Origin of the sequence: Photobacterium sp. WH24, from assembly GCF_019204055.1 — a bacterium.
Taxonomy (GTDB): Bacteria; Pseudomonadota; Gammaproteobacteria; order Enterobacterales; family Vibrionaceae; genus Photobacterium; species Photobacterium arenosum.
On sequence record NZ_JAGSOZ010000006.1, the window covers coordinates 55,218 to 78,586 of the forward strand.

Genomic DNA, 23,369 nt, shown 5'->3' on the forward strand with positions numbered 1-23,369 from the left:
CAGCCAGATACAAAAAAAGCCGCAATGCGGCTTTTTCTTTTCCTGCCCGATACAGTCATCAGGCAATGACGTCAGCTTCGGCACGCACACCTAAGGTATGGCAAATCGCATAAGTCAGCTCAGCACGGTTGAGGGTGTAGAAATGGAAATCTTTAACCCCTTCACGGCTCAGTACCCGCACCATATCAATCGCGTTACTGGCCCCGACCATCTGACGGCTCAGTAAATCGTCATCCAGCCCCTGATATTGTTTCTCTAACCAGTTAGGGATTTTCACATTGTTGGCCTGCGCGAAGCGCTTGGCCTGCTTCATGTTCACCACAGGCAAGATGCCCGGGACGATTTCGACATCAATACCGGCGGCAACACAGCGATCACGAAAGCGCAGGTAGCTTTCAACATCAAAAAAGAACTGAGTGATTGCACGGCTGGCACCGGCATCGACTTTACGCTTGAGGTTAATCAGGTCGGCCTGGGCACTTTTCGCTTCCGGGTGCACTTCAGGGTAAGCCGCCACAGAAATATCGAAATCCGCTTCTTCACGCAGCAGCTCGACTAAATCGACCGCATACATATCCGGCTTACCGCCCTGTGGCGGCAAATCGCCCCGCAGCGCCACGATATTGCGTATCCCGCTTTTCCAGTAGTCACGGGCGATGGCACGCAGTTCATCACGCGTGGCATCGATACAGGTCAGGTGAGGTGCGGCCAGCAGGCCGGTCTGATCTTTGATGTCTTTGATGATCGAGTGGGTACGGTCACGCTCGCCTGAGTTGGCGCCGTAAGTCACAGACACAAATTTCGGCTTGAGCGTTTTCAGACGATGGATTGATGACCAGAGGGTTTCTTCCATCGCAGGCGAACTTGGCGGAAAGAATTCAAATGAAACATTGATTGCGCCGTTCAAATCGGCGATGTTTTGATTTAACGCATCCAAGTGACTGGCGTAAGAATAACCCATAATTGAAACCTTCCTGCTGCTGGCCTGCGGCCTTCCCTCTGAACTCTGACGCCAAACAACCATTTAGACGTCTATATGTCCACAGAATGTCTTGTAACCAAATTAATGTCAACCGCGTTAACATGAATTTTTCTCAACATCAAAACCCAGTTTATTCAAGTCCAGAGTTTTACTATGCCGATTGCCCGCCAGGCAGCACCAATGCTGGGAAAAAACAGCAACAAGAAACAAAAAGGGCAGCGCAAGGCTACCCTTTGGATCTATCTCATAACGGGAAAATCTTACAAAAGCCGGGCCAGTCGGTTCAAATCCGACAATAACGCCCCTGCCGTCACATCCCTGCCCGCACCAGGACCGCGGATAACAAGCGGATTGTCCCGGTACCAGCGGCTTTCAATCGCAAAGATGTTGTCGCACGGCAGCAGGTTCGCCAGCGCATGCTCAGGCTCCAGCGCTTCCAGGCCCACCACGGCGTGACCATTTTTGTCCAGCCGCGCGATATAGCGCAGGACTTTTCCCTCACGCTGCGCTTTGCTCAGGCGCGCCTGCAAGCGCTCATCAAGCACATCACTTTGCTCAAAAAAGGCGTCCAGACTCAGGGCTTCCAGCTCCTCTGGCACCAATGACTCAACTTTGACCTGTTCAGGCTCCAGTGCCAGTCCGGATTCACGCGCTAAAATCACCAGCTTTCGCATCACGTCGCTGCCGTCCAGATCGTGGCGGGGATCCGGCTCCGTCAGCCCCTGCTGCCAGGCCTGTTCAAGCAACTGACTGAAAGGCAGGCTGCCGTCAAACTGCTGGAACAGCCAGGACAGAGTACCCGAGAAAATGCCGGATACGGCAATAATCGTATCCCCGCTGTCGCGCAAATCTTTGACCGTATGGTTGACCGGCAATCCGGCGCCCACAGTGGCGTTATACAGCCAGTGGCGGCTGCTTTTCTCGAACGCATCAACCACAGCGCGGTAGACTTTGCCTTTTGCTGAGCCTGCGACTTTGTTGGCAGAAATCAGATGCAAGCCGTGGCTGGCAAATTCCGGGTAACGCTCAGACAGTGCTTTGCTGGCGGTGACATCCAGTACCACCAGCTCATCATAGTCATGCTGCCCCAGAGCCGGGAGCCAGTCCGTGCCGTCTGTGGCTTCATCATCAAACAGGGTCAGAGCCTGAACTGGCTCAATGCCCTGCAGATTAAGCCAGTAGCGCCGGCTGTCGGCCACCCCTATCAGGGTAAAGCTCATGCCGTGACGCTTTTCCAGCGCCACCTTTTCTTCTTCCAGCAACTCCAGCCAACGGCTGCCGATATTGCCCTTGCCGCACAAGATCAGACCGATACGCTTTTGCGCCTGGAACAAATTTTGGTGAATCAGCTGAACCAGGGTCTGGGTATCGGCCTGCCGCAGTACCGCCACCAGACTCAGCCCGGATTCGGCTTCGGCAATAAATTCGACCGGCTGGCCTTTCAACTGCTGCTGGAAGCCATGACAGTGCACAGGGTTTATCACCACCCCGGCCCCTACCGCGGCCACCATAGTAAAACCGTCGCGCAAACGGATCTCGGCCGGTAAACCGCTGTCCTGCAGCAGTGCTAGTACCCCGTTGGCCACTTCGGCGGTATATGCCAGCAGAATCTGTCCTTTGTCGATTTCCACCGCTTGAGCCAGCGGGATCAGCTGCGCTTTCGGCAGCAGAGTCGCCAGCTCGCGCTCCACCTGCTCCAGCGTCTGGGCTCGTGAGACAGACAGCTCCAGCAGACAGACCTCATCCAGAGAGGTAATGATTTTGGCGCCACGGCCAGATGCCAGTACCCGTTCCACACGGGTCGAGCCAGATTCCGGCTGCAGGCTGCAGCGCAGTGTCAGGTCGATGGCACTCTGGGCCACAGGCTGTAGCGTGCGGCTGTGCAGCACAGGAGCCGCCAGACGAGCCAGCTCGTCGGCCTCATCAAGACGCAGCAAGGGCAACAGACAAGCATCACTGACCAGACGGGGATCCGCACTGTAGACACCGGCGACATCACTCCAGATGGTCACCCGGCTGACACCGGCCAGGGCGCCGATAACAGTGGCGGAATAATCCGAACCATTGCGCCCCAGCAGTACGGTTTCTCCGGCTTGATTGCTGGCCATAAAGCCTGTGATCACCATGCGATGACCACTGTGCTGTGCCAGCTCATTTTGCAGCAACGGCAGTGAACGGCCACGGTCAACTTCCGGCTGAGCGGCGCGTTCGGCACGCAGGAAACTCCGCGAGTCCAGCGCACGTGCCGCCATGCCTTTGTGTGTCAGCAGTGCGGCCAGTAATCGGGAGGACCAGAGTTCACCGTGTCCGAGTACCCAGGCTTGTCTGGCCGGGGTGATCTCGCTGTCAGTAAGCTGACCCAGCTCACTGAACTCCAGATGCAGCGAGGTTAACAGCTCATCCGCCACGGTTTCCTCTAGCAGCTCTTCGATGAGGTGCTGCTGGAAGGTGCGCAAATCCTGCAGGCTTTCATGCGCCAGCCGGCCATCTTTGCTCAGCAAAGACAGCCACTGAATCAGTCGGTTGGTTGTTTTACCGGCTGCCGAGACCACCACCAGATCATCGGCGCTGGAATACTGCTCGAGAATATGGGCGACATTACGGTAACAGCTGGCATCCGCTAAACTGCTGCCGCCAAATTTGTGCAACTGACGTGTCAGGGTCATTCACTGACCTCCGCCGCTTTGGTAAAGGCCTGAGCCAGATCGGCAATCAAATCATCGGCATCTTCCAGGCCCACAGACAGACGCAGTAACGACGGCAAGATACCGGCCTCGCGCTGCGCCTCATCCGACATGGCACGGTGGGTCATGCTGGCAGGATGCGCAATCAGGCTCTCCGTGCCGCCCAGTGACTCAGCCAGAGAGAAATCGTGCAAAGACGCCACAAAAACTTCCAGTTGCTGCATGCTGCCGGCCAGCTCAAAACTCAGCATGGAGCCAAAGCCTTTTTGCTGCCGGGCCGCAATCTCATGACCTGGGTGATCTGCCAGGCTGGGGTGATAAATCTTACCCACCAGCGGCTGGGTTTGCAGATAGGCCAGCAGCCGGGCGGAATTTTCTTCATGGACACGCATACGTGCCATCAAAGTACGTACGCCGCGCAGGGTCAGGTAAGCATCAAAGGGCGCGCCGGTGGCGCCGATACAGTTGGCCCACCAGGACAAGTTCTCGGCGTGCTCGCTGTCTTTCGCAATCAGCACCCCGCCAACCACATCGGAATGCCCATTGATATATTTAGTGGTGGAATGCACCACGAAGTCTGCGCCCAGCGCGATAGGCTGCTGCAGCGCCGGCGAGAGGAAAGTGTTATCCACCGCCACCAGCGCTCCCGCGTCATGCGCCTGCAAACACAGCTGCTCGACGTCAATCACCCGCAACAAGGGGTTGGACGGCGTTTCAACCCACACCAGTTTAGGTTTTCTGGCCAGTGCTTCAGCCAGTGCCTTAGGGTTGCCCTGATCGACAAAAAGCACCTTGAAGTCACCTTTGCCGGCACGGGTATTGAACAAGCGGTAGGTACCGCCGTAGCAGTCATGGGGGGCCACAACCAGATCATCCGGCCCCAGCTGCGCCGTTGCCAGCAGGTTAATCGCCGCTGTACCACAGCTGGTCACCACACCACCCGCTCCGCCTTCCAGTTCCGCCAGAGTGTCTGCCAGTAAATTACGGGTGGGATTTCCCGAGCGGGAATAATCGTACTGAGGTAAAGTCCCTAATTCAGGGAAGCCATAGGTTGAGGTCAAGTAAATAGGTGGCACCACTGCACGAAATTGCTGATCGGTTTCAATGCCGCTGCGAACAGCGATAGTAGCTGTTTTCTTGTCACTCATGTAATTTGCTTCCTTGTTTCCGGGACCAGGCCAGAGGCCGACGAGAGTAAGATGCTTCAACCTTAGCGAGATTTAAAAAAGACGTCAACACTTCTAGACGTCTATATGTCTTTGCTTGTGGCAGTAAATGCCGCTAAAATTCCCCCCATACAATATTTCAAAACCCTATATCGCTGAGAAGGTAAACAATGGCAAAGTGGAACGGTGAGTACATCAGCCCTTATGCGGAACATGGCAAGAAAAATGAGCAGGTCAAGAAAATCACTGTCTCTATCCCATTAAAGGTGTTGAAAATCCTCACAGATGAACGCACCCGCCGTCAGGTAAATAACCTTCGCCACGCCACCAACAGTGAACTGCTGTGCGAAGCATTCCTGCATGCCTACACCGGCCAGCCACTGCCAACGGATGAAGATATCCGCAAAGATCGCCCTGACGATTTACCGGCAGAAGCTAAGGCCATCATGGACAGCCTGGGTATTGAGTACGAAGACATCAACGAATAATCAACATAACGCCTTGAGATAAAAAAAAACCAGCCATATGGCTGGTTTTTTCAATCATAAGCACACACTGTGTGTCATTACACTTCCATGTAACCCACAGGCATTTCGATACGGGCAACGCCAGATTCCACAGCCGCGACCGCAACCGCTTTGGCAACCCGTGGCAACAAACGCGGATCCATAGGTTTAGGGATAATATAGTCCGGACCGAACTCCAGCTTATCCACACCTGCTGCTTTAACAACTTCTGCCGGCACCGGTTCTTTGGCCAGTTCGCGGATAGCGTTCACCGCAGCCAGTTTCATTTCATCGTTAATCTCGCTGGCACGCACATCCAACGCACCACGGAAGATAAACGGGAAACAAATGACGTTATTTACCTGGTTCGGATAATCCGAACGGCCGGTTCCCATGATCAAATCATTACGAACCGCATGGGCCAGCTCAGGTTTAATTTCCGGATCCGGGTTTGAGCAGGCAAACACGATCGGCTTGTCAGCCATCAGTTTCAGCGACTCAGGGGCCAGCAGATCCGGGCCTGAGACACCGACAAAGATATCCGCGCCTTCGATAACATCTTCCAGGGTGCGCTTATCTGTGTTGTTGGCAAACAGTTGCTTATACTCGTTGATGTCATCACGACGGGTGTGAATCACACCTTTGCGATCCAGCATGTAGATTTTTTCACGCTGCGCGCCGCATTTGATCAACAGTTCCATACAGGCGACGGCCGCTGCGCCGGCACCCAGGCAGATGATCACTGCTTCTTTGATATCTTTGCCCTGCAGTTCCAGTGCGTTCAGCATACCGGCTGCCGTTACAATTGCCGTACCGTGCTGGTCATCATGGAACACAGGCACCTGGCAACGTTCGATCAGGCGTTTTTCAATCTCAAAACAATCGGGGGCTTTGATATCTTCCAGGTTAATACCACCAAAGGTATCGGCGATATTGGCCACAGTATCAACGAACTCGTCGATGGTACGGTGTTTCACTTCGATATCAATCGAATCCAGGCCAGCGAAACGCTTGAACAGCAGGGCCTTACCTTCCATAACCGGCTTAGAAGCCAACGGCCCCAGGTTACCCAAGCCAAGAATGGCCGTACCATTGGTAATCACAGCAACCATGTTGCCTTTACCTGTGTACTTATACACATTCTCTGCATTCTGGGCGATTTCCCGCACCGGCTCAGCCACACCAGGGCTGTAGGCCAGAGCGAGATCTTCTACTGTATTGGCAGGCTTGCTTAGTTCAACCGAAATTTTCCCGGGGACAGGGTAAGCATGATAGTGAAGTGCTTGTTGACGAAAATCTTCAGACATAATTATTAGAATCCTGAATGGATGGATGTTCTGTTCGGTTCGGTATTGAACAATCAATCATATTCGATAGCAGCACAAAATCCTAGTTCGCACAAGCTGGTAATACCAAGACAATTACCGTGACAGGCCAGAAGATATGCAGGGGATGACAGGTTGGAGTCAATGACTACAAATAAATCAGTCATTAAAGGCGGGAAGAAACAGCAAATAGCAAAAAGGGACGCATATGCGTCCCTTTTCTCGACAGTGTCTTAAAGCAATTACTTGCTAGACAGAGCGCCGAAACGCTTGTTGAATTTGTCGATACGGCCACCGGTGCTCACTTGACGCTGCTTACCAGTGTAGAATGGGTGACATTTGTCACACACATCCAGGCTGATGTCTTTTTTCATGGTTGAATTAAAGACAAAAGCGTTGCCGCAAGAACATTTTGCGTTTACAGCTGTGTATTCTGGGTGGATACCTTGTTTCATGGGAAACCTCTAAGCTAAGGCCGTGTCGCTCTCCCGATCCAAAGCCGGGCACCACACGTGGTTAATAAATACTGCCAGGCCAAAGGCGCTGGACAAATAGGCGGCGTATGATAATCAATCAGCCGACACAGATCAACCTGCAATCGCAGTGTCGTCTTGCTTTGCCTCACCCCTTGTGCAAGGTACACTGCCATCTACCTGTAAGTATAAGTGATATCAGCCAATACCCATGACTGCCACCATTGCCAGGGTTGCCCTGCCCGTTCCGCTGGACAAAAGCTTCGACTACCTGATCCCATCAGGCCAACGGCCCGTGGTCGGTGGCCGGGTACGGGTGCCATTTGGCCGTCAGCAGCTCACCGGGATAGTGATTGCCCTGACGGAGCAGTCCGATTTTCCCCGCGACCAGCTCAAGCCCCTCAAAGCCGTTCTCGATAGCGAACCGCTGTGGCAACCGCCATTGTTTCAGTTGCTGGAGTGGACCAGCCGCTACTACCAGTACCCTTTGGGCGATACGCTGGCCAATGCCCTGCCTTCGGCCTTACGTAAAGGCAGACCGGCCAATGCCGAGATTCGTTACTGGCAATTGACAGAAAAAGGCCAGGAACAACCTCTGGCAGCGCTCAAACGGGCACCGCGGCAGGCTAAAGTGCTGACGCTGCTGCGCCATGGCGCGCTGAGTCACGATGCCTTACTCGACCAGGAGGTTAACAGCGCCACCCTGAAAACGCTGGCAGAAAAAGGCTGGGTCGACAGTTTTCACACCACAGCATCCAGCGGCCACTGGCCAACGGATTTCGCCGTCACCGAAGAGAAACCCCGCCTCAACGAAGAGCAGGCACTGGCGATTGCCAGTATCAATGCCAATCCGGGTTATGCCTGTTATTTACTGGAAGGTGTGACGGGTTCAGGCAAGACCGAAGTCTATCTCAACCTGATTGAGCCGGTGCTGGCCGCCGGTAAACAGGCCCTGGTGCTGGTGCCGGAAATTGGTCTGACGCCGCAGACCATCAACCGTTTTCAGCGTCGCTTTAATGTGCCGCTGTTCACCATTCACTCCGGCCTGAATGATACCGAGCGCCTCAGCGCCTGGCTGGCCGGGCGCGACAATCAGGCCGGCATCATTATTGGTACCCGCTCTGCCCTGTTCACCCCGTTCGCGGATCTCGGCATCATTATTGTCGATGAAGAGCATGACTCGTCCTATAAGCAACAGGACAGCCTGCGCTATCACGCCAGAGACATGGCCGTGCTGCGGGCCAGCAAAGAAAACATTCCGGTTGTGCTCGGTTCAGCCACGCCGGCACTGGAAACCCTGCACAATGCCAGAACCGGCAAATACCACCACCTGCATCTGACCCGCCGCGCCGGTAACGCTCAGGCCGCCCGTCACGGGGTACTGGACATGAAAGGACTCCATCTGGAGGCAGGACTGTCCGCACCGCTGATTGCCCGTATGCGCCAGCATCTGAGCGCTGGCAATCAGGTGATGCTGTTTCTCAACCGCCGCGGGTTCGCGCCGGCGCTGATGTGCCACGAATGTGGCTGGCTGGCGGAGTGTAAGCGATGCGATGCGTATTACACTTACCATCAGCACTCCGGCGAGCTTCGCTGCCACCATTGCCAGACCCAGCGTCCTGTCATGCCCCAGTGTCAGCAGTGCGGATCGACTCAGCTCCAGACCGTCGGGGTCGGCACCGAGCAGCTTGAACACCAGCTCGCCAGCTTGTTTCCTGAGTTCCGTACCGTGCGTATTGATCGCGACAGTACCCGCCGCAAAGGCAGCCTGGACAATTACCTTGAGGCGGTCAGAAACAAGGAGTACCAGATCCTGATCGGCACCCAGATGCTGGCCAAAGGTCACCACTTTCCGGATGTGACCCTGGTAGCGCTGGTCGATGTCGACAGCGCCCTGTTCAGTAATGACTTTCGGGCTGCGGAGCGGCTGGCGCAGCTGTTCATCCAGGTCGCAGGCCGTGCTGGCCGCGCCAGTAAACCGGGTGAAGTGCTGCTGCAAACCCACCATCCGGAACACAGCCTGCTTCAGGCCCTGCTCTACAAAGGGTACGACCACTTTGCTGTTCAGGCGCTGACAGAACGCCGTCAGGCCATGTTGCCGCCTTTTACTTATCTGGCACTGTTCAGAGCCGAAGCAGCGCAAAGTGAGCTGGCCGAGCAGTTTCTGCATCAGATGCGCGGCATTCTGGAGGCCAGCCCGCTGTTTGAGGCTCACACTCTGGTGCTGGGCCCCAATCCGGCGCCTCTCTCCCGCCGCGCCGGTCGCTACCGGTGGCAGTTACTGCTGCAGGCGCCCGACAGGAAAACCCTGCAAACTCTGCTGTCTGTGGCCCGTCCTGCCATTAACTTGCTGCCATTGGCGCGGAAAGTGCGCTGGTCGCTAGACGTCGAACCTCAGGATTTAAGCTGAAGATAAGATAATTAATGCGATTTGGATCACAAGCCCAATGTAATTTATGCTATTTGGCACATGTTTAAACCCGCATAAAGCGCCTACAATAACAGGCTTGTTGGACCAGGTTTCTGCACCGATTTGGCTGCGATCCTCCAGCATTATTGAGAGAAATGTCTTAGAGAGGAACTATTTATGGCGACAATGAAGGATGTTGCCCAGCTAGCCGGAGTCTCTACCGCGACTGTGTCGCGCGCTCTGATGAACCCGGAAAAAGTGTCAGCCTCGACCCGTAAAAAAGTCGAACAGGCTGTCATGGATGCTGGCTATTCCCCGAATTCCCTGGCTCGTAACCTTAGGCGCAATGAATCCAAAACCATTGTCGCTATCGTCCCCGACATCTGCGATCCCTATTTCACGGAAATTATCCGGGGGATTGAAGAAGCAGCGATGGAATATGGCTACCTGGTACTGCTGGGCGACAGCGGCCAGCAGAAAAGCCGGGAGAACTCATTCGTGAATCTGGTGTTCACCAAGCAGGCAGACGGCATGTTACTGCTGGGCACGGATTTACCCTTTGATATCAGCAAACCGGAACAGAAAAACCTGCCACCTATGGTGATGGCCTGTGAGTTTGCCCCTGAGCTGGAGCTGCCGACCGTCCACATTGATAACCTGACCGCAGCATTTGAAGCCGTGAACTACCTGACCCAGATGGGCCACAAACACATTGCCCAAATCACAGGTCCCGACAGTGCCATGCTCTGCCAGTTCCGCTCTCAGGGTTATCAGCAGGCCCTGCGCCGTGCCGGCACAGAACTGAATCCGGCTTACACGGTAAAAAGTGATTTCACCTTTGCCGGCGGTGCCCGCGCTGTGACCACCCTGTTATCGCTGCCGGAGCCACCGACCGCCCTGCTGTGCCACAACGATGTCATGGCCATCGGCGCCATGCAGCAAGCCAAGCGATTAGGGATCAATGTCCCTCAGGACCTGTCTATCGTAGGGTTTGATGATATCCAGTTCGCCGAATACTGCGATCCGCCGCTGACCACAGTGTCGCAGCCACGCTATGAAATTGGCCGTCAGTCGATGCTGATGCTGCTGGACATACTGCAAGGTAAGGACATAGCTGCCGGTTCGCGCCTGCTGGATGCCAAGCTGGTCATCCGGGAAAGTGCCGCGCCGCCGCCAACCAAGCCGCAATAGCCACCTCGACCTGAGCTGAAAAAATCACCACTTTGAGCAAAAGGTCACAGAATGATCGGGAAGCTCTGCCTCTGTGGCAGGTACAGGCTTCCCGACACTAGCCAGTGTGGACACTTCTTTGTACCATGTCAGACCATTAGTCCAACAATCATCAAGACATTGTGGCAACCAAAGATTACGTCAAGCGAGGCCGGGCCGCGAAAAAGCCCGCCAGAAGAACGCCTTCCCGCAGCAGTAAACCCAGTGGCCAGTTCCCGGTAAAATGGGCACTGATTGCCCTGTGCCTGGTTATTGCCCTCGGCTATGGCTTATATTTTCTGTCTTCGTCACCCAAGCCAGCGGCAACCCATACGACCCCGGTTAAGCCGGCGCCGGTCACAGTCAAAGACAAAACGCCGCCTGCACCAGCCACCAAGCCCAAGCCCAAGCCCAAGCAGGAAACCAGCACCAAAGTCGACACCAAGCCTGTGACCGCGCCTAAGCAACAAGAAAAATTACCGCCTAAGCCTGCAGAAAAATGGCGCTACATTGAAGAGCTGGAAAATAAAGAAGTGCAGGTGGAAGCGAAGAAGGTTCCGGATAAGCCGGGTCGCCCTTATCTGATGCAGTGTGGCGCTTACCGCTCGCCAAGTCAGGCGGAGGAGCGCAAAGCCATGATTGCTTTCCAGGGGCTCACCAGCCAGATCAAAGTGTCTCAGGGTGAAAAAGGCAGCTGGTATCGCGTGGTACTCGGCCCATACCCTCAGAAACGCAAAGCCGAAAGCGATCGCAATATGCTGCGACGGGCCGGGATCGAACCTTGCGCCATCTGGTACTGGGACGCTTGAGTCGTTTGCTGACCTGATAACGGCTAACTACACTGATTAAGGATGCTGAAGCAGACAAAACGCTGCCAAGGCATCCTTTTTTTATGGCCTCCACCGCGCAGATTGTTTCGTTTGCCTTGAAATCGGAAACCACCATCCCCAGATCTGCGGCTATACCCATACCGGCCCACGAGCCGGACTGATGCTAAGAGGTAATACCGTGACAACCATAGTCTCTGTACGTCGCAATGGAAAAGTCGTCATCGCCGGTGATGGCCAGGTCTCACTGGGCAATACCGTCATGAAGGGCAATGCCCGCAAAGTCCGCCGCTTATACAACAATCAGGTACTGGCAGGATTCGCCGGCGGTACCGCCGATGCCTTCACCCTGTTTGAGCGTTTCGAACGCAAGCTGGAAATGCACCAGGGGCACCTGATGAAAGCCGCGGTCGAACTGGCAAAAGACTGGCGTACCGACCGTAGCCTGCGCCGCCTGGAAGCCTTACTGGCCGTTGCGGATGCCACCGCCTCGCTGATCATCACAGGTAACGGTGATGTGGTTCAGCCGGAAAACGACCTGATTGCCATTGGCTCAGGCGGTAATTTTGCGTTATCCGCAGCCCGGGCGCTGCTGGAAAACACCGAGCTGGATGCTCGCACCATAGCTGAGAAGTCGCTGACCATTGCTGGTGATATCTGCGTTTACACCAATGACTTCCAGACTGTTGAAGAACTCGATACCCAGTAAGGATTCCCCATGTCTGAAATGACTCCCCGCGAAATTGTTCATGAACTGAACCGCCATATTATCGGCCAGGACAAGGCCAAGCGTGCTGTGGCTATTGCGCTGCGTAACCGCTGGCGTCGCATGCAGCTGCCGGAAGAGCTGCGCGTTGAAGTGACCCCGAAAAACATCCTGATGATAGGGCCGACCGGTGTCGGTAAAACCGAAATCGCCCGCCGTCTGGCTAAACTGGCCAACGCCCCTTTCATCAAGGTTGAAGCCACCAAATTCACCGAAGTCGGTTATGTCGGTAAAGAAGTGGAAACCATCATCCGCGATCTGACTGACGTTGCGGTCAAAATGACCCATCAGCAGGCCACCGAAAAAGTCCGCTTCCGCGCTGAAGAGCTGGCAGAAGACCGCATCCTGGATGTGTTGCTCCCGCCCCCGCGTGATGCCTGGGGCAAGAATGAAGAAAGCGACACCAATTCGGCCACCCGTCAGTCATTTCGCAAAAAGCTGCGCGAAGGCAAGCTGGATGACAAGGAAATAGAAATTGACGTGGCCGCCCCTCAGATGGGTGTCGAGATCATGGCCCCTCCCGGCATGGAAGAAATGACCAATCAGCTGCAGGGCATGTTCCAGAATCTGGCGGGCAACACCACCAAAAAGCGCAAGATGAAAATCAAAGATGCGCTCAAAGCGGTGACCGAAGATGAGGCCTCCAAGCTGGTTAATCAGGAAGAGCTGAAAGAGCTGGCTATCCACGCAGTTGAGAACAACGGTATCGTCTTCATTGATGAGATCGACAAAATCTGTAAGCGTGGCGAAAGCTCTGGCCCGGATGTGTCCCGCGAAGGGGTCCAGCGTGACCTGCTGCCGCTGGTGGAAGGTTCGACGGTCTCGACCAAACATGGCATGGTCAGAACCGATCATATCCTGTTCATCGCGTCCGGCGCCTTCCAGGTAGCACGTCCGTCTGATCTGATCCCGGAGCTGCAGGGCCGTCTGCCAATTCGTGTTGAACTTGAAGCCCTGACCAGCGAAGACTTCAAGCGTATCCTGACCGAGCCGAACGCGTCGCTGACCGAACAGTACCGCGCCCTGATGGCCACGGAAAATGTCACCATCAGCTTTACCGAAGATGGCATTGCCCAGATTGCCGATGCGGCCTGGCAGGTCAACGAGCGCACCGAAAATATCGGTGCCCGCCGTCTGCACACTGTGCTGGAGCGCCTGATGGAAGAGCTCTCTTATGATGCTTCCGAGCAGGGCGGTAAAGAGCAGATCATCGATAAAGCCTATGTGCATGCCCATCTGGGCGAGCTGGTGGAAGACGAAGATCTCAGCCGCTTCATCCTGTAACCCAACCTGTAACCCGAGTAGTTAACTTAGCCACTCCGTTATCCTTACTCAGCGGGATGCCAGATTATCGACCGGCATCCCGTTTTTTATCTTCTTGTTGCGCCAGAACAACATTCCTTTCTGTAATCGGGCCATACTCACACCCTATACTGTCTTTATCTTGGGATCATGGCTTTGTCCTCTCTTTCCGTCTGGCTGGATGCGACCCGGCCCAAAACCCTGCTGCTGGCCATGGCCGCTTTGCTGTGCGGTAACAGCCTGGCCGCTGCCCAGGGGCACTTTTCACCGGCGATCGCCCTGCTGGCTCTGCTGACAGCTTTGCTGCTCCAGATATTGTCTAACCTGGCCAACGATTATGGCGATGTACGCAAAGGAACGGATAACCGCCACCGACTGGGGCCGCAGCGCGGACTGCAGCAGGGCCGGATTTCCCTACCTGCCATGCGGGCAGCCATAACCGTAACCCTGACGTTAACCACCCTGAGCGGCATCGCCCTGCTCTGGCTGGCCCGACCATCCCTCACCGTCTTGCTCAGCTTTATGGCCCTGGGTGTCGCTTCTGTGCTGGCAGCACTGGCCTATACCTTAGGCGCGAAACCTTATGGTTATCGCGGGTTGGGCGATCCTGCGGTACTGTTCTTCTTCGGCTGGGTCGCCGTCGGCGGCAGCTATTATCTGCAGAGCCAACAGTTCCAATGGGCCATTTTACTGCCAGCGACGGCCAGCGGACTGCTGGCGGTCGGGGTACTGAATCTCAATAACCTGCGTGATATTGATAACGACAGGGCCTGCGGAAAACTCACTCTGGCGGCAAGACTCGGTCCGACAGCAGGCCGCTGGTATCACCTGCTGCTCATGGCAGCCAGCCTGCTCGGCTTTGCGGCTTATGCCCTGCTGACGGCCCGTTCACCGTGGGGCTGGTTGTTTCTGCTGTCCGCCCCCTGGTTGCTGGCGCATGCCGCTAACGTGCTGGCCACGCAAAAAGCGCAATCATTGGCTCCTATGCTGGCCTTACTGGCTAAAATAGCACTGATGACTAACCTGCTGTTTGCCATCGGATTGCTTGCCGACCGCTAAAGCATGGCGTCGAGATTGCAATGCAGCCTGAGCTGGTTATACTTTCAGCAAGTTAGTGAATGGGCGCTTTCTGCTTCCTGTCCTGCTTAATATTACTGCCAATAAAGAAGCGAGCTTATGGAATACAATACCTCTGAACTCTGTGATATTTACCTCGACCTGGTTGACGTGGTTGAGCCAATGTTCAGCTCTTACGGTGGCCGAAGCTCATTCGGAGGCCAGATCACCACAGTAAAATGTTTTGAAGACAATGGTCTGCTTCAGACTGTGCTGGCAGAACCGGGCGCTGGACGAGTCCTGTTAATTGATGGTGGCGGTTCGCTTCGTCGCGCGCTGATTGATGCCGAACTGGCGCAAATGGCAGTACAGAGTGAGTGGGAAGGCATCATAGTGTATGGCTGTGTGCGCCATGTCGATGAATTAGATGAGCTGGATATTGGTATTCAGGCCATGGCTTCAATTCCAGTCGGCGCTGACAAGCAAGGAACGGGGGAAGTAGACGTCGCTGTTAATTTCGGGGGAGTCACCTTCCTGCCGGAAGATCATCTCTATGCAGACAACACCGGGGTAATTTTGTCTCCGGAACCTCTGGATATCGACTGATACCCCGCTGACATTCTGTGCGCTTTAAAGAAAAACAGAGCCAAATGGCTCTGTTTTTCTTGCGGGTGGCAGTTGTTGTGGAAATTATTCCACCGTTTCCATTTTACCCAGCAGCATGCGGACACGCTCCTGCCACGCCTGATGATCATTACGCAGCTTCTCGTTATCCTGGACCAGTGACTCACGATCTGCGCGCAGTTCCTGAGCAAGGTTTACCAGATTATCGTTTTTCTCTTTCAGTTCTTCCACTTCCATCTGCAGCAGGGAAATGGTATCGACAGCCATTTGCACTTTGGCTTCCAGCTGTTCCAGCATCTCTAAAGACATAATTTTCACCCTATCAGCACCTGCGCAAGACCGCAGCTTAAACTGCGTCTACCAGGCAAATTACAATTCCAATGTAGCCCCTATTCTAACTAGGCCTTATTCGTCTGGCATCTACTAATACCACGCTTTGCCACAATCGGATAAAAATCATCCAAACTTCCACAACATTTTACCTTCAGTAAGGCATCGCGCGCTGCCAGACACAGTGAACTGTTAGCGATCACTCAGTTTTCCCCTGCACATTTTGAACCGCTGCGGCTGACATGCTAGTGTTCGCGCCTCTCAACACGAAATAGAGTATTAACTCTATTCATACCTTTCGCTTTCCTTTCGATATCGACCAATCAAACAAATTATATGCTCGAACGCACATTTTTGATTCGCGGCCCTTTCGGATAAATCACCATTCGAGTATTTTTTGGTCACATAACGATAACAACTCTATTACCTATCACTCGACACAAGGATTGGCACATGACAAAACGACAACCCCCTACGCTGCTTGGCGAATGCCTGGCAGAATTCATTGGCACCGGACTGCTCATCTTCTTTGGAGTAGGCTGTGTCGCTGCGCTGGTGTTAGCAGGTGCTGACTTCGGTCAATGGGAAATCAGTATTATGTGGGGACTTGGAGTCACCATAGCGATTTATTGCACGGCGGGTGTCTCCGGCGCGCACATTAACCCGGCCGTCACCATTGCATTAGCCATTTTTCACGGTTTTGATAAAGCAAAAGTACTCCCTTACATCCTGTCTCAACTGGCTGGCGCCTTCTGCTCGGCCGCGTTGATATATGGCCTTTACAGCAATCTGTTCACCGAATTCGAAAGTGCGCATGGGATTGTTCGCGGCAGTGTCGAAAGCCTGGCCACGGCTGGCATTTTTTCTACCTACCCGAATCCTGCCCTGTCATTGAGCGGCGCCTTTGCCGTCGAGTTTGTCATTACCGCTGTGCTGATGTTTGCCATTCTGGCCATAGGTGATGAGAAAAACGGTACTCCCCGTGGTGCTCTTGGCCCGGTACTGATAGGTATACTGATCGCCGTGATTGGTGGCTCACTCGGCCCGCTGACTGGCTTTGCCATGAACCCGGCCCGGGATTTTGGCCCCAAGTTTTTTGCTTACCTGGCTGGCTGGGGCGACATGGCGCTGACTGGCGGAAAAGATATTCCTTACTTTATCATCCCTATTCTGGCGCCGATTGCCGGTGCCGGCTTCGGTGCCTGGCTGTATCCGAAAGTCATTGGTGTCTATCTGCCGGGTAACCGCTGTACCCTGCCGAACCAATGTGAATCAGACAATGAGAAAGAAGTCGCGCAAGCCTGATTGCAGCGCTATCTATAATTAATCAGAGAAGAGGACCCTCAGATGACCACAGAACAAAAGTACATCGTCGCACTCGATCAGGGAACCACCAGTTCACGCGCTGTGATCATGGATCATGACGCCAACATAGTCTGCACTGCGCAGCGCGAATTCACTCAAATCTACCCCAAAGCGGGCTGGGTTGAGCACGACCCGATGGAAATCTGGGCCAGTCAAAGCTCCACTATGGTGGAAGCCCTGGCCAAAGTCGGTATCCGCACCGATCAGATTGCCGGTATCGGTATCACCAACCAGCGTGAAACCACCATTGTCTGGGACAAGAACACAGGCAAACCTGTCTACAACGCCATTGTCTGGCAGTGCCGCCGTACCGCCGACATCTGCCAGCAGCTGAAACAGCAACAGGATCTGGAAGCCTACATCCGTGACAACACAGGCCTGGTCGTGGACCCGTATTTCTCCGGCACCAAAATCAAGTGGATTCTGGACAACGTCGAAGGAGCCCGTGAGCAGGCCGAAGCAGGTAACCTGCTGTTCGGTACCGTAGATACCTGGCTGATCTGGAAACTGACCCAAGGCCGTGTTCATGTCACCGACTACACCAACGCCTCCCGGACTATGCTGTTTAACATCAACTCGCTGGAGTGGGATGAAAAACTGCTCAAAGTCATGGATATCCCGCTGTCTATGATGCCGGAAGTGAAAGCCTCTTCCGAGATCTACGGTCAGACCAACATTGGCGGCAAAGGCGGCACCCGTGTGCCTATCGCGGGTATTGCCGGTGACCAGCAGGCCGCACTGTTCGGTCAGATGTGTGTGGAACCGGGTCAGGCCAAAAATACCTACGGCACCGGCTGCTTCCTACTGATGAACACAGGCAAAGAGAAAGTCAACTCGCAGAACGGCCTGCTGACCACCCTGGCCTGCGGCCCGAAAGGCGAGCCGGCTTACGCACTGGAAGGGGCGGTCTTCATGGCCGGTGCCTCGATCCAATGGCTGCGTGATGAGCTGAAACTGCTGGGCGATGCCAAAGATTCTGAGTACTTTGCAGAAAAAGTGGGCAGTGCCAACGGTGTGTATGTGGTGCCGGCCTTCACCGGTTTAGGCGCCCCTTACTGGGACCCGTATGCGCGCGGCGCCATTGTCGGCCTGACCCGAGGTGTCAACAACAACCACCTGATCCGCGCCACACTGGAAAGCATTGCTTACCAGACCCGTGATGTTCTGGATGCCATGCAGGCGGATTCAGGGATCCATCTGGCCGCACTGAAAGTGGACGGCGGTGCGGTGTCCAACAATTTCCTGATGCAGTTCCAGTCTGATCTGCTGAACACCGAAGTGCACCGCCCCGTGGTGACAGAAGTCACCGCACTGGGCGCCGGGTATCTGGCCGGTCTTGCGGTGGGCTTCTGGGACAGCATTGATGAGCTGAAAAACAAAGCCGTACTGGAGCGCAGTTTCACCCCGTGTCCGGATGACAGCAAACGCGCCCGACGCTATAAAGGCTGGAAGCGCGCCGTGGAATGCGCCAAAGGCTGGGCCATCGACGAGGACGAGTAATCCCCGCCGAGCCGTTGTCACGCCGAGTCTTTTCACGCAGAGTGTTTTAACTCTGACCACAAGCCTGCCCTTCCCGGCAGGCTTGTTTTTTTATCGATACCTTGCAGCAGGAAACGCTGCGCTGGCGTCTGTGTTACAATTCGCGCAGAGAATCGACACCCCGATATCTGTGACTGACCTGATATCTTTTTACTGAGTAGTTCTGGAGTTCCCATGAAACGCGATTTGGCAATGGCTTTTTCCCGTGTCACTGAAGGTGCCGCGCTGGCAGGTTACAAATGGCTCGGCCGTGGCGACAAAAACGCCGCTGACGGCGCTGCTGTCGAGGTCATGCGTACCCTGCTAAACAAAACCGAGATCACCGGTGAGATTGTTATCGGTGAAGGGGAAATTGACGACGCCCCTATGCTGTATATCGGCGAGCAGGTGGGTGCCGGTGGCGATGCGGTCGATATCGCGGTCGATCCGATAGAAGGCACCCGGATGACCGCCATGGGCCAGAACAATGCGCTGGCGGTGCTAGCGGCCGGTGAAAAAGGGGCGTTTCTCAAAGCACCTGACATGTATATGGAAAAACTGGTGGTCGGCCCGCAAGCCAAGGGACAGATAGATCTCAATCTGCCGCTGGAAGACAACCTGGTCAATATCGCTGCCGCGCTGGGTAAGCCGTTAGAAAACCTGGTGGTGACCACACTGGCGAAACCGCGCCATGACGAGATTATTGCCAAAATGCAGGCCATGGGCATTCGTGTCTATGCCGTGCCGGACGGCGACGTAGCCGCTTCCATTCTCACTTGCATGCCAGACAGCGAAGTCGACGTAATGTACTGCATCGGCGGTGCGCCGGAAGGTGTGGTCTCGGCGGCGGCCATCCGGGCGTTAGGCGGTGATATGCAAGGGCGCCTGCTGCCACGTTTTCTGGTCAAAGGCGGCAGTGATGACAATTACCGCATGGGCCAGCAGGAAATGGACCGCTGCCGCGAAATGGGTATTGAACCCAATCAGGTCCTGCCGCTGGAGCAAATGGCGAAAAGCGACAATGTGATCTTTGCCGGTACGGGTATCACCAAAGGCGATTTGCTGGACGGCATTACCCGCAATGGCAATATCGCCACCACAGAGACCCTGCTAATCCGCGGTAAATGCCGCACGATCCGCCGAATCAAGTCGATTCATTACCTGGACAGAAAAGACCCGGCTATCCTGCCTCATATTCTCTGACAGCGCTCTGCCGTCCCGGTATGTGATTAGTACCGGGATAACCGCCTGATCATAATAAGACTTTCACTGCTTTTTTTATAAAGCTGGGCTATGCTATTTAGTAAAGCCATTGCTTTATATACTTAGCTGGCCACATAATAGGCGCATGAATACAAGTAATACGACTATGAAAACCATAGATAAAATTCTCCATAGAATGAAGCAAGACGGCCCGGTCACTGCCAAAGCCCTGTCAGAGGAGCTGAGCCTGACGACTATGGGAGTGCGCCAGCACTTGCAGGGATTGGAAGACGACGGTCTGGTGGGGTTTGAAGATATCAAAGCCAAAGTCGGCCGGCCAACCCGCCACTGGCACCTGACGGCTCAAGGCCATGAGCAGTTTGCCGATCGTCACGGTGACCTGATCATTCAAATGCTGGATTCAGTGGAAAATCTGTTCGGTCAGGAAGGCTTGCAGAAGATTTTGCTGCAGCGCGAAGAAGGCACGCTGAACCAGTATCAGCAGGCCATTGCAAAGGCCACAGATTTAAAAGAAAAACTTCAGATTCTGACTACACTGAGGGAAAAGGAAGGTTACATGGCACAGCTGGAGTCCGATGAACACGGCTTCATTCTGATTGAGAACCATTGTCCTATCTGCCATGCCGCGAAGCGCTGCCCCTCTCTATGTCGATCTGAACTGGCGGTCTTCCAGCGTCTGCTGGGAGACAGTGTGACAATAGAGCGTAACGAACACATTATTGCCGGGCAGCGCAGATGCAGCTACCGCATTAATCCGTCCTGAGAATCTGACTATGTAAGAAGGAGATCACAATGGCTGACTGGATCCCTGCCAAGGTTATCAGTAATCGTCACTGGAACAGCGAACTGTTCAGTTTAACGCTGGAGGCGAATATTGAACCCTTTAAAGCCGGGCAATTTACCAAGCTGGCGCTGGAATGCGACGGCAAAATGATCCAACGCGCCTACTCCTTTGTCAATCCGCCCAGCAGCCATCAGATTGAAATCTACGCCACCAGAGTGGCTGACGGTTTGTTGTCCCCTCGCCTGCACGCCCTGCAAGCCGAAGACGAAGTCTTCATCACCGCCCGGGCTAACGGCTTCTTTATCTTAGATGAAGTGCCTGACGGGGATAGCCTGTGGCTGTTGTCAACCGGGACGGCCATCGGGCCCTACCTCTCGATTCTGCGTGAAGCCACCGCCTGGCAGCGGTTTCGTAAAATCGTACTGGTGCATGCCGTTCGCTTTGCCGCCGATCTCAGCTATCAGGCAGAAATCAACGCGCTCAAAGCAGCCCATCCCGAACAGCTGATCGTCCAGCCCTTTGTCAGCCGCGAGCCGGCACCACTTGCGCTCACCGGCCGCATTCCTCAGGCCATTTCAGACGGCCTGCTGGAACGCCATGTCGGCATACCGCTCAATCCTCAAACCTCGCAACTGATGCTGTGCGGTAACCCGGCGATGGTGAAAGACACCAAGGCGGTACTGGAAGCGCGCGGATTTGTGAAAAACCTGCGCCGTAAGCCCGGCCAGATCACCGTCGAGCACTATTGGTAACCGGGCTGGTAGCAGGCTCAGAAGCCACTGCCAGTCTTATTCCCTGTACACTCAGGTCACTTTTATTGAGCGTCTCATCAATGAGACGTTTTTTTCATTCCCCGCCATCTAGTGTTAAGTAAGTCACAGATTTGACGCTTGGGGAATGAGTTATGCAGACGTTACCATCCTTTGATGAACTCAAAAAACTGGCCGAAACGGCACCTGAAGAGCTGGAAGCCTTGCGACTGCGAATGAGCGAGGAAATCATTGAAAACGCCAGCCCAGCCATGCAACCACGCTTGCGCGCGCAGATGAGCCACATCAACCAGGTCATTGCGCGGGGTAAAAACCCGAACCATACCAATATGCTGCTGCGGGCTGAATTACAACAACAATTACAGCGCTTTGCCCGCTCACTGACAGCGCCGGAAACCCTGACAGAACATGAAGCGAAAGTGATGCCGTTTCGCCGTCAGGCATAATGCCAGCGATACGAATACCGAGGGCCAGCCTGAATGCTGGCCCGTTTTTTTGGTCTGAGGGTTAAAGATAGGATCTCCACTTCCAGCTTCAGCTGTCTTTTCAGCTTCAGCTATCTTTTCGACTTCAAATAGGTGTCGCTTTCCATATCCCGGATTTCAATCGTCAGGCTGTCAATCGTCGCAGCGTGCTGCTCCAGCAGCGGCATCAGACGCTCTGCCAGTCCGCGCTTACAGTCATCGTCACGCCCCGACAACAAAGCCAGTTCCAGATGAATAAAATTATGAGCATCACCGCCCTCTCCCACCTGCCACTGATGACAAGGATAGGCGCGAGATTTCACAGAGGCGGGTTCAAATACCCCGCAGGTTAGCAATGACTGATGAAGATCTTCCAGTAAGGCTGCAACGTTAACGCGCTCAGCAACGGGATCGGCAAATTCCAGCTTCAGGTGGGGCATACAACTCTCCTTGTTGGTCAGGGGCGACCCGATATTCCATTAACTGGCGCATAACTTAGCCGATTTTACTGACGACAGCGACACGGGCATGCAGAAATTCCCTGTTGATCACTTTTCACCATCAATGTGGCTAGCCGCTCTGAGTTGAAAGTGAAAATTTATTACAGCTCAGAGTTCACTTTTGCCGTTGAAACAGGTACAACCGGGCATGGATTTGTTCGAGATTAAGGAAGTTTACGTCTATCGGGCGTATACTGTCGGACGTTTAAACCTGCATTATCAGGCAGGCTGCACTGAACACACTACTGCCTGACAGCGGTGTACTCAGTTTAGTCTGACTTTAGACATCACATAGATATGGAGAAAATCTTATGCGTCATCCTGTAGTTATGGGTAACTGGAAACTAAACGGCAGCAAAGAAATGGTCACCAACCTGCTGACAGGTCTGGATGCCGCGCTGGCTGGCGTTGAGGGCGTTGATGTGGCAGTCGCGCCACCTGTGATGTACCTGGATCTGGCACAGCGTCTGATCAGCCAGGGCAAGAGCAAGATCATTCTGGGTGCCCAGAACGTTGATGTGAACGCCAGCGGTGCTTACACAGGTGATATCTCACCTGAGATGCTGAAAGATTTCGGCGCCAGCCACATCATCATCGGCCACTCAGAGCGTCGTGAGTACCATCACGAGTCGGACGAGTTCGTGGCTCAGAAGTTTGCCTTCCTGAAAGAGAACGGCCTGACGCCTGTACTGTGCATCGGTGAATCTGAAGCGCAAAACGAAGCCGGCGAAACGGTTGCCGTTTGTGCCCGCCAGCTGGACGCTGTGATCAAAACACAAGGTGTTGAAGCCCTGAACGGTGCCATCATCGCCTATGAACCTATCTGGGCCATCGGTACCGGTAAAGCGGCGACTGCCGAGCAGGCACAGGACATTCACGCCGCTATCCGTGCCCACATCGCGTCTTTCAGCGCAGAAGTCGCGAAAAACGTAGTGATCCAGTACGGCGGTTCGGTTAAAGCCGGCAATGCCGCTGAGCTGTTTGCGATGCCAGACATCGACGGCGCCCTGGTTGGCGGTGCAGCGCTGGATGCAGAAGGCTTTGCCGCTATCGCGAAAGCAGCAGCTGAAGCCAAGAAATAAGA

22 protein-coding genes are annotated in these 23,369 nt (G+C 54.5%); 15 read left to right on the forward strand and 7 right to left on the reverse strand.

The window, feature by feature from the left end:
- Positions 1 to 58: 58 nt before the first annotated feature.
- The 3 genes from metF to KCG43_RS09070 form a co-directional block, all read right to left on the reverse strand.
- The gene (metF, locus tag KCG43_RS09060) at positions 59 to 961 is read right to left on the reverse strand and encodes a methylenetetrahydrofolate reductase (RefSeq protein ID WP_192015950.1); all 903 of its coding nucleotides are present in this window, start codon (positions 959 to 961) and stop codon (positions 59 to 61) included.
- A gap of 281 nt (positions 962 to 1,242) precedes the next feature.
- The gene (locus tag KCG43_RS09065; RefSeq protein ID WP_218384442.1) at positions 1,243 to 3,648 is read right to left on the reverse strand and encodes a bifunctional aspartate kinase/homoserine dehydrogenase II; all 2,406 of its coding nucleotides are present in this window, start codon (positions 3,646 to 3,648) and stop codon (positions 1,243 to 1,245) included.
- On the reverse strand, positions 3,645 to 4,814 hold the full coding sequence (locus tag KCG43_RS09070) for an O-succinylhomoserine (thiol)-lyase (RefSeq protein WP_192015952.1): 1,170 nt from the start codon (positions 4,812 to 4,814) through the stop codon (positions 3,645 to 3,647). Before KCG43_RS09070 ends, KCG43_RS09065 begins: the two co-directional genes overlap by 4 nt.
- A 188-nt stretch (positions 4,815 to 5,002) precedes the next feature.
- On the opposite strand from KCG43_RS09070, the gene metJ reads away from it, so the two are divergent.
- Positions 5,003 to 5,320 carry a met regulon transcriptional regulator MetJ gene (metJ, locus tag KCG43_RS09075; protein WP_027250617.1) on the forward strand — a complete coding sequence of 106 codons (318 nt, stop codon included), beginning with the start codon at positions 5,003 to 5,005 and terminating at the stop codon, positions 5,318 to 5,320.
- Between the two features lie 77 nt (positions 5,321 to 5,397).
- Here metJ and KCG43_RS09080 read toward each other — a convergent pair whose 3' ends face one another.
- Entirely contained in the window at positions 5,398 to 6,645 is a 1,248-nt protein-coding gene (locus tag KCG43_RS09080; RefSeq protein ID WP_161445616.1) for a malic enzyme-like NAD(P)-binding protein, read from the reverse strand.
- 260 nt (positions 6,646 to 6,905) lie between these two features.
- Positions 6,906 to 7,118 carry a 50S ribosomal protein L31 gene (rpmE, locus tag KCG43_RS09085; protein WP_192015953.1) on the reverse strand — a complete coding sequence of 71 codons (213 nt, stop codon included), beginning with the start codon at positions 7,116 to 7,118 and terminating at the stop codon, positions 6,906 to 6,908.
- Positions 7,119 to 7,347: 229 nt separating this feature from the next.
- Here rpmE and priA point away from each other — a divergent pair, with 229 nt between their 5' ends.
- From priA to rraA, 7 genes are all read left to right on the forward strand, one after another.
- On the forward strand, positions 7,348 to 9,546 hold the full coding sequence (gene priA / locus KCG43_RS09090; protein ID WP_218384444.1) for a primosomal protein N': 2,199 nt from the start codon (positions 7,348 to 7,350) through the stop codon (positions 9,544 to 9,546).
- Positions 9,547 to 9,723: 177 nt separating this feature from the next.
- The gene (cytR, locus tag KCG43_RS09095) at positions 9,724 to 10,737 is read left to right on the forward strand and encodes a DNA-binding transcriptional regulator CytR (protein WP_192015955.1); all 1,014 of its coding nucleotides are present in this window, start codon (positions 9,724 to 9,726) and stop codon (positions 10,735 to 10,737) included.
- Positions 10,738 to 10,898: 161 nt separating this feature from the next.
- Positions 10,899 to 11,564, forward strand: a complete 666-nt coding sequence (locus KCG43_RS09100) for an SPOR domain-containing protein (RefSeq protein ID WP_218384446.1) — start codon at positions 10,899 to 10,901, stop codon at positions 11,562 to 11,564.
- A gap of 199 nt (positions 11,565 to 11,763) precedes the next feature.
- Positions 11,764 to 12,291 (forward strand): ATP-dependent protease subunit HslV, encoded by a 528-nt coding sequence (gene hslV / locus KCG43_RS09105; RefSeq protein ID WP_027250611.1) that lies wholly within the window; start codon positions 11,764 to 11,766, stop codon positions 12,289 to 12,291.
- Positions 12,292 to 12,300: 9 nt separating this feature from the next.
- Positions 12,301 to 13,632, forward strand: a complete 1,332-nt coding sequence (hslU, locus tag KCG43_RS09110) for an HslU--HslV peptidase ATPase subunit (protein ID WP_218384448.1) — start codon at positions 12,301 to 12,303, stop codon at positions 13,630 to 13,632.
- Positions 13,633 to 13,800: 168 nt separating this feature from the next.
- Positions 13,801 to 14,709, forward strand: coding sequence for a 1,4-dihydroxy-2-naphthoate polyprenyltransferase (locus KCG43_RS09115; protein ID WP_218384450.1), 909 nt, complete (start codon positions 13,801 to 13,803; stop codon positions 14,707 to 14,709).
- Between the two features lie 117 nt (positions 14,710 to 14,826).
- Positions 14,827 to 15,312, forward strand: coding sequence for a ribonuclease E activity regulator RraA (gene rraA, locus KCG43_RS09120; RefSeq protein ID WP_192015960.1), 486 nt, complete (start codon positions 14,827 to 14,829; stop codon positions 15,310 to 15,312).
- An 84-nt stretch (positions 15,313 to 15,396) separates the two neighbouring features.
- Here rraA and zapB read toward each other — a convergent pair whose 3' ends face one another.
- Positions 15,397 to 15,639 (reverse strand): cell division protein ZapB, encoded by a 243-nt coding sequence (gene zapB / locus KCG43_RS09125; protein WP_192015961.1) that lies wholly within the window; start codon positions 15,637 to 15,639, stop codon positions 15,397 to 15,399.
- Between the two features lie 474 nt (positions 15,640 to 16,113).
- On the opposite strand from zapB, the gene KCG43_RS09130 reads away from it, so the two are divergent.
- The 6 genes from KCG43_RS09130 to KCG43_RS09155 all read left to right on the forward strand — a co-directional run bounded on the left by KCG43_RS09130 (position 16,114) and on the right by KCG43_RS09155 (position 21,767).
- Positions 16,114 to 16,965, forward strand: a complete 852-nt coding sequence (locus KCG43_RS09130) for an MIP/aquaporin family protein (protein WP_192015962.1) — start codon at positions 16,114 to 16,116, stop codon at positions 16,963 to 16,965.
- Between the two features lie 42 nt (positions 16,966 to 17,007).
- Positions 17,008 to 18,525: a glycerol kinase GlpK gene (glpK, locus tag KCG43_RS09135; RefSeq protein ID WP_192015963.1), complete on the forward strand. Its 1,518-nt coding sequence runs from the start codon at positions 17,008 to 17,010 to the stop codon at positions 18,523 to 18,525.
- A 213-nt stretch (positions 18,526 to 18,738) separates the two neighbouring features.
- Positions 18,739 to 19,746, forward strand: coding sequence for a class II fructose-bisphosphatase (gene glpX / locus KCG43_RS09140; RefSeq protein WP_192015964.1), 1,008 nt, complete (start codon positions 18,739 to 18,741; stop codon positions 19,744 to 19,746).
- Between the two features lie 166 nt (positions 19,747 to 19,912).
- Positions 19,913 to 20,530 carry a metalloregulator ArsR/SmtB family transcription factor gene (locus KCG43_RS09145; RefSeq protein WP_192015965.1) on the forward strand — a complete coding sequence of 206 codons (618 nt, stop codon included), beginning with the start codon at positions 19,913 to 19,915 and terminating at the stop codon, positions 20,528 to 20,530.
- 29 nt (positions 20,531 to 20,559) lie between these two features.
- A complete protein-coding gene (locus KCG43_RS09150) occupies positions 20,560 to 21,303 on the forward strand; it encodes a ferredoxin--NADP reductase (RefSeq protein WP_192015966.1) in 744 nt (247 codons plus the stop codon).
- A gap of 152 nt (positions 21,304 to 21,455) precedes the next feature.
- On the forward strand, positions 21,456 to 21,767 hold the full coding sequence (locus KCG43_RS09155) for a DUF3135 domain-containing protein (protein WP_192015967.1): 312 nt from the start codon (positions 21,456 to 21,458) through the stop codon (positions 21,765 to 21,767).
- A gap of 110 nt (positions 21,768 to 21,877) precedes the next feature.
- On the opposite strand, the gene KCG43_RS09160 is transcribed toward KCG43_RS09155, so the two are convergent.
- Positions 21,878 to 22,225: a 5-carboxymethyl-2-hydroxymuconate Delta-isomerase gene (locus KCG43_RS09160; protein WP_192015968.1), complete on the reverse strand. Its 348-nt coding sequence runs from the start codon at positions 22,223 to 22,225 to the stop codon at positions 21,878 to 21,880.
- Between the two features lie 371 nt (positions 22,226 to 22,596).
- On the opposite strand from KCG43_RS09160, the gene tpiA reads away from it, so the two are divergent.
- Complete coding sequence (gene tpiA, locus KCG43_RS09165; protein ID WP_192015969.1) at positions 22,597 to 23,367, forward strand: triose-phosphate isomerase; 771 nt, start codon at positions 22,597 to 22,599, stop codon at positions 23,365 to 23,367.
- Positions 23,368 to 23,369: the final 2 nt, after the last annotated feature.

What these genes read in the sequence shown, in the direction of transcription:
- KCG43_RS09080 (WP_161445616.1), bottom strand. Translation starts at nt 6,645, where the DNA reads ATGTCTGAAGATTTTCGTCAACAAGCACTTCACTATCATGCTTACCCT.
- metF (WP_192015950.1), bottom strand. Translation starts at nt 961, where the DNA reads ATGGGTTATTCTTACGCCAGTCACTTGGATGCGTTAAATCAAAACATC.
- KCG43_RS09065 (WP_218384442.1), bottom strand. Translation starts at nt 3,648, where the DNA reads ATGACCCTGACACGTCAGTTGCACAAATTTGGCGGCAGCAGTTTAGCG.
- rraA (WP_192015960.1), top strand. Translation starts at nt 14,827, where the DNA reads ATGGAATACAATACCTCTGAACTCTGTGATATTTACCTCGACCTGGTT.
- priA (WP_218384444.1), top strand. Translation starts at nt 7,348, where the DNA reads ATGACTGCCACCATTGCCAGGGTTGCCCTGCCCGTTCCGCTGGACAAA.
- KCG43_RS09145 (WP_192015965.1), top strand. Translation starts at nt 19,913, where the DNA reads ATGAAAACCATAGATAAAATTCTCCATAGAATGAAGCAAGACGGCCCG.
- KCG43_RS09115 (WP_218384450.1), top strand. Translation starts at nt 13,801, where the DNA reads ATGGCTTTGTCCTCTCTTTCCGTCTGGCTGGATGCGACCCGGCCCAAA.
- cytR (WP_192015955.1), top strand. Translation starts at nt 9,724, where the DNA reads ATGGCGACAATGAAGGATGTTGCCCAGCTAGCCGGAGTCTCTACCGCG.
- KCG43_RS09160 (WP_192015968.1), bottom strand. Translation starts at nt 22,225, where the DNA reads ATGCCCCACCTGAAGCTGGAATTTGCCGATCCCGTTGCTGAGCGCGTT.
- hslU (WP_218384448.1), top strand. Translation starts at nt 12,301, where the DNA reads ATGTCTGAAATGACTCCCCGCGAAATTGTTCATGAACTGAACCGCCAT.
- KCG43_RS09130 (WP_192015962.1), top strand. Translation starts at nt 16,114, where the DNA reads ATGACAAAACGACAACCCCCTACGCTGCTTGGCGAATGCCTGGCAGAA.
- metJ (WP_027250617.1), top strand. Translation starts at nt 5,003, where the DNA reads ATGGCAAAGTGGAACGGTGAGTACATCAGCCCTTATGCGGAACATGGC.
- tpiA (WP_192015969.1), top strand. Translation starts at nt 22,597, where the DNA reads ATGCGTCATCCTGTAGTTATGGGTAACTGGAAACTAAACGGCAGCAAA.
- zapB (WP_192015961.1), bottom strand. Translation starts at nt 15,639, where the DNA reads ATGTCTTTAGAGATGCTGGAACAGCTGGAAGCCAAAGTGCAAATGGCT.
- KCG43_RS09150 (WP_192015966.1), top strand. Translation starts at nt 20,560, where the DNA reads ATGGCTGACTGGATCCCTGCCAAGGTTATCAGTAATCGTCACTGGAAC.
- rpmE (WP_192015953.1), bottom strand. Translation starts at nt 7,118, where the DNA reads ATGAAACAAGGTATCCACCCAGAATACACAGCTGTAAACGCAAAATGT.
- glpX (WP_192015964.1), top strand. Translation starts at nt 18,739, where the DNA reads ATGAAACGCGATTTGGCAATGGCTTTTTCCCGTGTCACTGAAGGTGCC.
- glpK (WP_192015963.1), top strand. Translation starts at nt 17,008, where the DNA reads ATGACCACAGAACAAAAGTACATCGTCGCACTCGATCAGGGAACCACC.
- KCG43_RS09155 (WP_192015967.1), top strand. Translation starts at nt 21,456, where the DNA reads ATGCAGACGTTACCATCCTTTGATGAACTCAAAAAACTGGCCGAAACG.
- KCG43_RS09070 (WP_192015952.1), bottom strand. Translation starts at nt 4,814, where the DNA reads ATGAGTGACAAGAAAACAGCTACTATCGCTGTTCGCAGCGGCATTGAA.